Genomic DNA, 6182 nt, shown 5'->3' on the forward strand with positions numbered 1-6182 from the left:
CGGGACGGGGCGTCCCCCGAAAGGTGCAGACTGGGGGGGTGACCTTCAAGCCGTCTGTGAGCCGCTGGAAGCTGGAGCCGGACGGCGCAGCCATCCACACCCACAGCAGTGACCTTTTACCCGTGCGCTACGCAGGCAAGGCGGCCATGCTCAAGCTCGCCCGCAGCGAGGAGGAACGCCGGGGCAACCAATTGATGGTCTGGTGGAACGGGCGGGGCGCGGCCCAGGTGTATAAACACGTTGGCGCGGCGCTGCTGATGGAGCGGCTGGAAGTGCGGCCCTCACTGACTGAGCTGGTGCGCGGGGGTCAGGACGACGGGGCGACCCGGCTGCTGTGCGAGGCGGCGGCGAAGTTGCCCCGCTCCCAGCCGTGGCCCAAACTGCCCACACTGCGGCGCTGGTTTCAGGGGCTGGAAGAGGCGGCTCCCGGTGGGGGCGGCATTCTGGCCACCGCACTGGAGACGGCCCGCGCCCTGCTGGACTCGCCGCAGCAGGTGGGCGTGTTGCACGGCGATATACACCACGCCAACCTGCTGCACAGCCCGGAGCGCGGCTGGCTCTTTATAGACCCGAAGGGCCTCGTCGGTGAGCGCAGTTTCGATTATGCCAACATCCTGTGCAATCCTGATCTGGATACGGCCACCACGCCGGGAAGGCTGGCGCGGCAGGCGCGAATCATCTCCGGGACGGCGAATCTGGAATACACCCGGTTGCTGCGCTGGGCGCTGGCCTACGCGGGCCTGTCTGCCGCGTGGCATCTGGCGGGCGGCGAGGACAAGCTGGCCAGACAGACGCTGGACGTGGCGCGAATCGCGGCGGCGGAGTTGGGAAAATGAACGGGCGTCTTAAAGCCTGTTGTTCGAACCTGCATATGGCGGGAACAGGGACGCGTTAAGCTAACCAGTATGACTTCCGACGACAGAACTCCTGAGGACAGGGCAAAGGCCGGTCAGCGCGGCGAGATCGTGCAGAGCACCGTGCCGGAGGCGCACCCGGACGTGATCGACATTCCCGACGGTGATCCCCAGAACGAGACGCCCACCGAAGAGTCGGGCAAGTTGCAGCAGGAGATGACGCGCGGCATCATCCCCGACAACGAGGACGGCTAGAGCGGCAGCTGCGCGCGTCCGGGCCTCCGCACTCAGCTATGCTGCCCCCCATGACCGATCAGATGAAGGCAATTGTCGTGGAACGGCTCGGCCCACCCGACGTGATGGAAATTCAGGAGATCGCCGTGCCGCAGCCGGGCGAGGGCGAGATCCGCATCGAGGTGGAGGCGGTGGGCATCAACTTTGCCGACGTGCTGGCAGTGGCGGGCGAGTACCTGACCCGCACGCGCGTGCCGTACACGCCGGGCATGGAATTCGCCGGGATCGTGCAGTCTCTGGGCCAGGGCGTCAGCAACGTGAAGGTGGGCCAGCGCGTGGCCTGTCTGGGCGGCAGCGGGGCGCTGGCGAGGTACGCGGTGGTCAGGGCGGCAGCCGTGATTCCGGTGCCGGAGAACTTCACGGGCGCGCAGGCCGCCGCCTTTCCGGTGTCGTACTTCACGGCCTACCACGGCCTCAAAACCCTGGGACGCGGCCAGGAAGGCGAGTGGGTGCTGGTGCAGGCGGCGGCGGGGGCACTGGGCACCGCCAGCGTGCAACTGGCCAAGGCGATGGGCATGAAGGTCATCGCGATGGCCAGCACCGTGGAAAAACTCCAGCTTGCCCGCGATCTGGGTTCGGACGTGACCCTGCTCCAGGACGACCCGGACCGCGTGCAGAAGGTGCGCGACGCGGCAGGGGGCCAGGGCGTGCCCCTGATATTGGAAGTGGTGGGCGGCCCGCGTTTTCAGGAAAGCTTGGAGATGGCGGCGGGGCAGGGCCGGATCATCGTGATCGGCAACGCCAGCCGCGAACCGGCCCACCTGCGCCCGGTCGAACTGATGAAACGCAACCTGACCGTGACCGGCCTGTGGCTGACCAGCCTGATGGGCGACCGCAAGGCGACCATGGCGGCAGCCCAGGCCCTTGCGCCGCTGGTGGCCAGCGGACAGGTGACGCCGCAAGTTGGCCCGACCTACGCTCTGAATGAGAGCGCCCGCGCCTTTCAGGACATTCTGGACCGCAAGACGACCGGGAAAGTGGTGATCGAACCGGGGCGCTGAGGCGTTGACTGAGGCCGAGGGAACAGCCAGCGCGCCTTGCCAGAGACACAGGTTGCCCGAGAGACACAAGTTGCCCGGTGGCCCCCTCACCCCCACTGCCGTCGCAGTACCTCGCTGGTAAGCGTGGAGAGGGGGATTTGAAAGCTGGCGCTACAACGTCTGCGTCGCCTGCACCCACCAGTCCGGGTGGGCGTTTGCGATGGTCCGCGCGGCGTCGTAAGCGCGCTCGTCGTCGGGGGCCAGGGCAAAGCAGGTGCTGCCCGAACCGCTCATGACCGGGGAGCGCAGGCCCGCGCCGGCCAGCGCAGCCAGAGCCTCACGCACCGGGGCGTGGCGGGCGGTGACACAGTCTTGCAGGGCGTTGGGGTACGGCACGCTGTGGCCTCCGCCCAGCGCGGCCAGGATCGCGCCCACGTCCAGGGCGGGGCTAAAAGCCTCCTCGTCGTCCAGCCACATATAGGCGTCGCGGGCGCTGACCTCCACTCCCGGATTGACCAGCACCAGGGACGTGCGCGGCACCGGCACAGGCATCAGCACCTCGCCGACGCCCTCCGCAACGGCGGCCTGGCCCAGCAGGAAAAAGGGCACATCCGCCCCCAGGCCCAGCGCCAGTGCGCGCAGGGACACGGATGACGGATACAGCCGGGCCAGGGCCATCAAGGTGGTGGCCGCGTCGCTGCTGCCGCCGCCCAGTCCAGAGGCCAGCGGCAGATGCTTGTGCAGGGTGATGGAAACCCCCGCCGAAATTCCCGCCGCGTCCAGGTAGCTGCGGGCCGCGCGGTGGACCAGATTGCGGCTATCAGCGGGCAGGTCTGCGCCCAGCACCTCCAGACTCAGGGTGTCCGCCGGGGCAATGTCCAGCTCGTCGCCCACCATTAGCGGCACCAGCAGCGTGTGCAGTTCGTGGTAGCCGTCGGCGCGCTGGGAGCGTACGCTGAGGCCAAAATTGACCTTGGCCGGGGCCAGATAGGTCTTGCTGGGTTGGACCGGGCGGCTGAGGCTCACGCCCCCCAGCATCCCATATGCGGGGAGGCAGCGGACCGGAACAGCCGGTCCCGGCTGGCGTTCAGACCTTTAGAGTTTCAGCCTTCCCGGTCCCACAGCGGGGCCAGGGCCTGCGCCAGCGCCAGATCGCCGGGAGTGGTCACCTTGAACAGCCGGGCGTCGCCGCGCACCAGCCGCACCTGCCCACCCTGCCGCGCGATCAGTCCGGCGTCGTCGGTGGCAGCGTGGCCATCAGCCGCCGCCTGTTCGTGTGCCCGCAACAGCAATTCGCGGCGGAAGCCCTGCGGCGTCTGCACGGCCCACAGCCCCTGACGGGACACCGACGCGTCCCACAGCCCGCCTCCCCCGGAGTGAACCAGGGTGTCGGCCACCGGGAGGGCCACCGTCGCCGCGCCGGTTTCGGCCACCGCCTCCAGCAGCGCGGCGATGATGTCGGCGCTCAGGAAGGGCCGGGCCGCGTCGTGGATCAGCACGGTGTCGGCCACGGTGGCGCGCAGCAGGCGGCGCACGCTGTCCTGGCGGGTCTGGCCGCCAACGATGGCGCGGGCGTTTAAACCTGCGGGCAATTCCTGGCCGTCCGGCAGGGCCACCAGCACCTCATCCACATGCGGGGCCAGGGCGGCGACGCTGCGGGCCAGCAGGGACAGACCGCCCACCGTCACGAACGCCTTGTGGCCCAGGCCCAGGCGGGTGCCGCTGCCCGCTGCGGGGATCAGGGCCGCCGTGGTGCCGGACAGCAGGCAGGCGCTGGTCAAGTCGTGATCCTGCTCATTCCCCATCCTCGCGCCAGCGTTTGAAGCCGGGGGCGTCCAGGCCGAACTGGTCCAGCACGCGGGCCGTGACAAAATGCAGCAGCTCCTGCACGTCCTTTGGGGCGTGATAGAAGCCGGGGCTGGCGGTCATGACCGTTGCGCCCGCGTCATGGGCGGCCAGCATGTTGTGCAGCGTGGGCCGGGGCAGCGGATCCTCGCGCAGCACCAGCACGAGGGGGCGACGTTCCTTGAGGGTCACGTGCGCGGCGCGGGGCAGCAGGTTGTCGGCAAAACCGTGCGCGATCTTGGCCAGGGTGCCCGCGCTGCACGGAATGACCAGCATGCCATTGGTGCGGTACGAGCCGCTGGCGACGCTGGCGGCCAGATCGCGGTCCTCGTGGACGTGCGTGGCCCATTCGGTCAGATCGGCCAGTTGCGGGCCGCCCTCGGCGCTCATGACGCGTTTTGCGCCGCTGCTGACCACCAGATGCGTTTCGACATTCAGGCCATGCAGCGCCCGCAGCACATCCCGCGCGTAGGGAATACCGCTGCCCCCGGACACGCCCACCACCAGCCTCAAAGGCCGTACCTCAAGATGCACATATTGCAAAGGTAGCAGGGGCGGGGCGGGTGGCCTGTGGCCTGCGGGACAGAAGGCCGTCCGTTAAACTTGGCCCCATGAACCTAGCCGACGCCCGCTCCGCCCTGCGTGACGCCCGCCGCGTGGCCGTGCTGACCGGCGCGGGCATCAGCGCCGAGAGCGGCATTCCCACCTTCCGGGACGCGCAGCAGGGACTGTGGGCGCGCTTTAAGCCTGAAGACCTGGCCAGCCCGGACGCCTATTTCCGCGATCCGGCGCTGGTGTGGGAGTGGTACGCGGGCCGTTACCGCGACGTGATGGCCGCGCAGCCGAACGCCGGACATGACCTGCTGGCACGGCTGGAACGCCAGAAGGAGGGCGGCTACTTTCTGGCCACCCAGAACGTGGATGGCCTGCACGCCCGCGCCGGAAGCGAGAAACTGGTGGAACTGCACGGCAACCTGACCACCGCCCGCTGCGACGTCTGCTCTCAGGTGGACGACCTGCCCGCCCCGGCGGACTTTACGCCACCGCCCGTCTGCCCCAGATGCGGCGGACGGATGCGCCCCAACATCGTCTGGTTTGGCGAGTTTCTGCCCGAACAGGCGCTGGAGGCCGCGTCCGACGCCTTCGCCGCTGCCGACGTGGCCCTGATCATCGGCACCAGCGGCATGGTGTACCCGGCGGCGGGGCTGGCCTTCGAGACGCTGGAACGCGGCGGAACGGTGATCGAGATCAACCCCGACGAAACCGAGTTGACCCCCCGCCTGAGCTTCAGCCTGCGCGAGACGGCCTCGCGGGGGTTGGCGGCTTTGATGGAGGGATAAGATTGGCCTACTGAGCGACATAGCGCCACCGTGAACGCTGATTGCGTGGCCAAAGGTGTTGACGAAGGTGAAAGGCAGAGCGGTGGGAAGTGGGTAGGATACGAAAAAGAAGGAAGAGGCTGGATTGATGAGCCTATTCTTTTTTTGACCTACAATGCTTACATCAAGAAAGCGATAGCGGTGAAAAAGCGGGGTGGAAAGAAGAAATGTTTAAAATCGCCGTAGTGACCGCTGAAGCACCCCACACTCTGCACCTAACATTTACTGATGGGGTCAAGATCACTACAGATCTCAGTAGCTTGCTGTCTATCGGCAGTATTTTTGCGCCATTGAGACAGCCGGAATTTTTCGAAAGAGTGGCTATCGGCGATAAAGGTCGCTCATTGATTTGGCCGGGAGAAATAGATTTGGATGCCAATTCTTTCCGTCCAGAGAAATTTTTAGACAGAAAGTCAGACTATCCACTATACTTCGGAATTAATTTAATCTAAATTGCAAATTTAATGCCACTGTGAATTTAAATATAGCTCAGGAGTTGCACCTGCATAATCAGAAAAAACCTCTCCTGGCGGGAGAATCCCAGAGTAATCGCCAGACTAGTCTGGCGAAATTGGATAGGCGTGATCGGTTCGGGAAAATGATGAAAGGCGTGACGACAGCATTGAGACACTGAGCTTTTGAGATGCAAGCGAGCGGAGGAAGGCGAGAGAATGGCAGAAACCGCCCCACGCGAGCAGGTCAAGATTTATCGTCTGGGACGCTGCTCCCGCGCTATTCATAGGTGCAACTCCTGAGTATAGCGCTTTAATAATTCCGATAATTTTTCATAGTTCTCAAGTTTGCTTAACTCTTTTTGATTGTCCCAAAGC

At 65.7% G+C, this 6182-nt stretch carries 9 protein-coding genes; 6 read left to right on the forward strand and 3 right to left on the reverse strand.

What is annotated here, in order from left to right; translation table 11 throughout:
* Positions 1–38: 38 nt before the first annotated feature.
* The 3 genes from Q322_RS0113825 (at position 39) to Q322_RS0113835 (ending at position 2149) form a co-directional block, all read left to right on the forward strand.
* Positions 39–836, forward strand: coding sequence for an aminoglycoside phosphotransferase family protein (locus Q322_RS0113825; RefSeq protein ID WP_029478500.1), 798 nt, complete (start codon positions 39–41; stop codon positions 834–836).
* Between the two features lie 69 nt (positions 837–905).
* Positions 906–1109, forward strand: coding sequence for a hypothetical protein (locus Q322_RS0113830; protein ID WP_029478501.1), 204 nt, complete (start codon positions 906–908; stop codon positions 1107–1109).
* 50 nt (positions 1110–1159) lie between these two features.
* Positions 1160–2149: an NADPH:quinone oxidoreductase family protein gene (locus Q322_RS0113835; protein ID WP_029478502.1), complete on the forward strand. Its 990-nt coding sequence runs from the start codon at positions 1160–1162 to the stop codon at positions 2147–2149.
* Positions 2150–2299: 150 nt separating this feature from the next.
* Here the strand turns inward: Q322_RS0113835 and Q322_RS0113840 are convergent, their stop codons facing one another.
* From Q322_RS0113840 to Q322_RS0113850, 3 genes are all read right to left on the reverse strand, one after another.
* Positions 2300–3166, reverse strand: a complete 867-nt coding sequence (locus Q322_RS0113840; RefSeq protein ID WP_029478503.1) for a 4-(cytidine 5'-diphospho)-2-C-methyl-D-erythritol kinase — start codon at positions 3164–3166, stop codon at positions 2300–2302.
* Between the two features lie 65 nt (positions 3167–3231).
* Positions 3232–3909 carry a 2-C-methyl-D-erythritol 4-phosphate cytidylyltransferase gene (gene ispD / locus Q322_RS0113845; protein WP_029478504.1) on the reverse strand — a complete coding sequence of 226 codons (678 nt, stop codon included), beginning with the start codon at positions 3907–3909 and terminating at the stop codon, positions 3232–3234.
* A 13-nt stretch (positions 3910–3922) separates the two neighbouring features.
* On the reverse strand, positions 3923–4486 hold the full coding sequence (locus Q322_RS0113850) for a UbiX family flavin prenyltransferase (protein ID WP_029478505.1): 564 nt from the start codon (positions 4484–4486) through the stop codon (positions 3923–3925).
* A gap of 98 nt (positions 4487–4584) precedes the next feature.
* On the opposite strand from Q322_RS0113850, the gene Q322_RS0113855 reads away from it, so the two are divergent.
* The 3 genes from Q322_RS0113855 to Q322_RS22565 are packed head-to-tail and all read left to right on the forward strand — an operon-like array spanning position 4585 to position 5804.
* Positions 4585–5313, forward strand: coding sequence for an SIR2 family NAD-dependent protein deacylase (locus Q322_RS0113855; RefSeq protein WP_029478506.1), 729 nt, complete (start codon positions 4585–4587; stop codon positions 5311–5313).
* A 45-nt stretch (positions 5314–5358) separates the two neighbouring features.
* On the forward strand, positions 5359–5538 hold the full coding sequence (locus Q322_RS23440) for a hypothetical protein (protein ID WP_156953056.1): 180 nt from the start codon (positions 5359–5361) through the stop codon (positions 5536–5538).
* Positions 5538–5804 carry a DUF2442 domain-containing protein gene (locus Q322_RS22565; protein ID WP_162176618.1) on the forward strand — a complete coding sequence of 89 codons (267 nt, stop codon included), beginning with the start codon at positions 5538–5540 and terminating at the stop codon, positions 5802–5804. The genes Q322_RS23440 and Q322_RS22565 overlap by 1 nt, the downstream gene beginning before the upstream one ends.
* Positions 5805–6182 lie beyond the last annotated feature (378 nt).

This window comes from Deinococcus frigens DSM 12807 (assembly GCF_000701425.1).
GTDB classification, from domain to species: Bacteria; Deinococcota; Deinococci; order Deinococcales; family Deinococcaceae; genus Deinococcus; species Deinococcus frigens.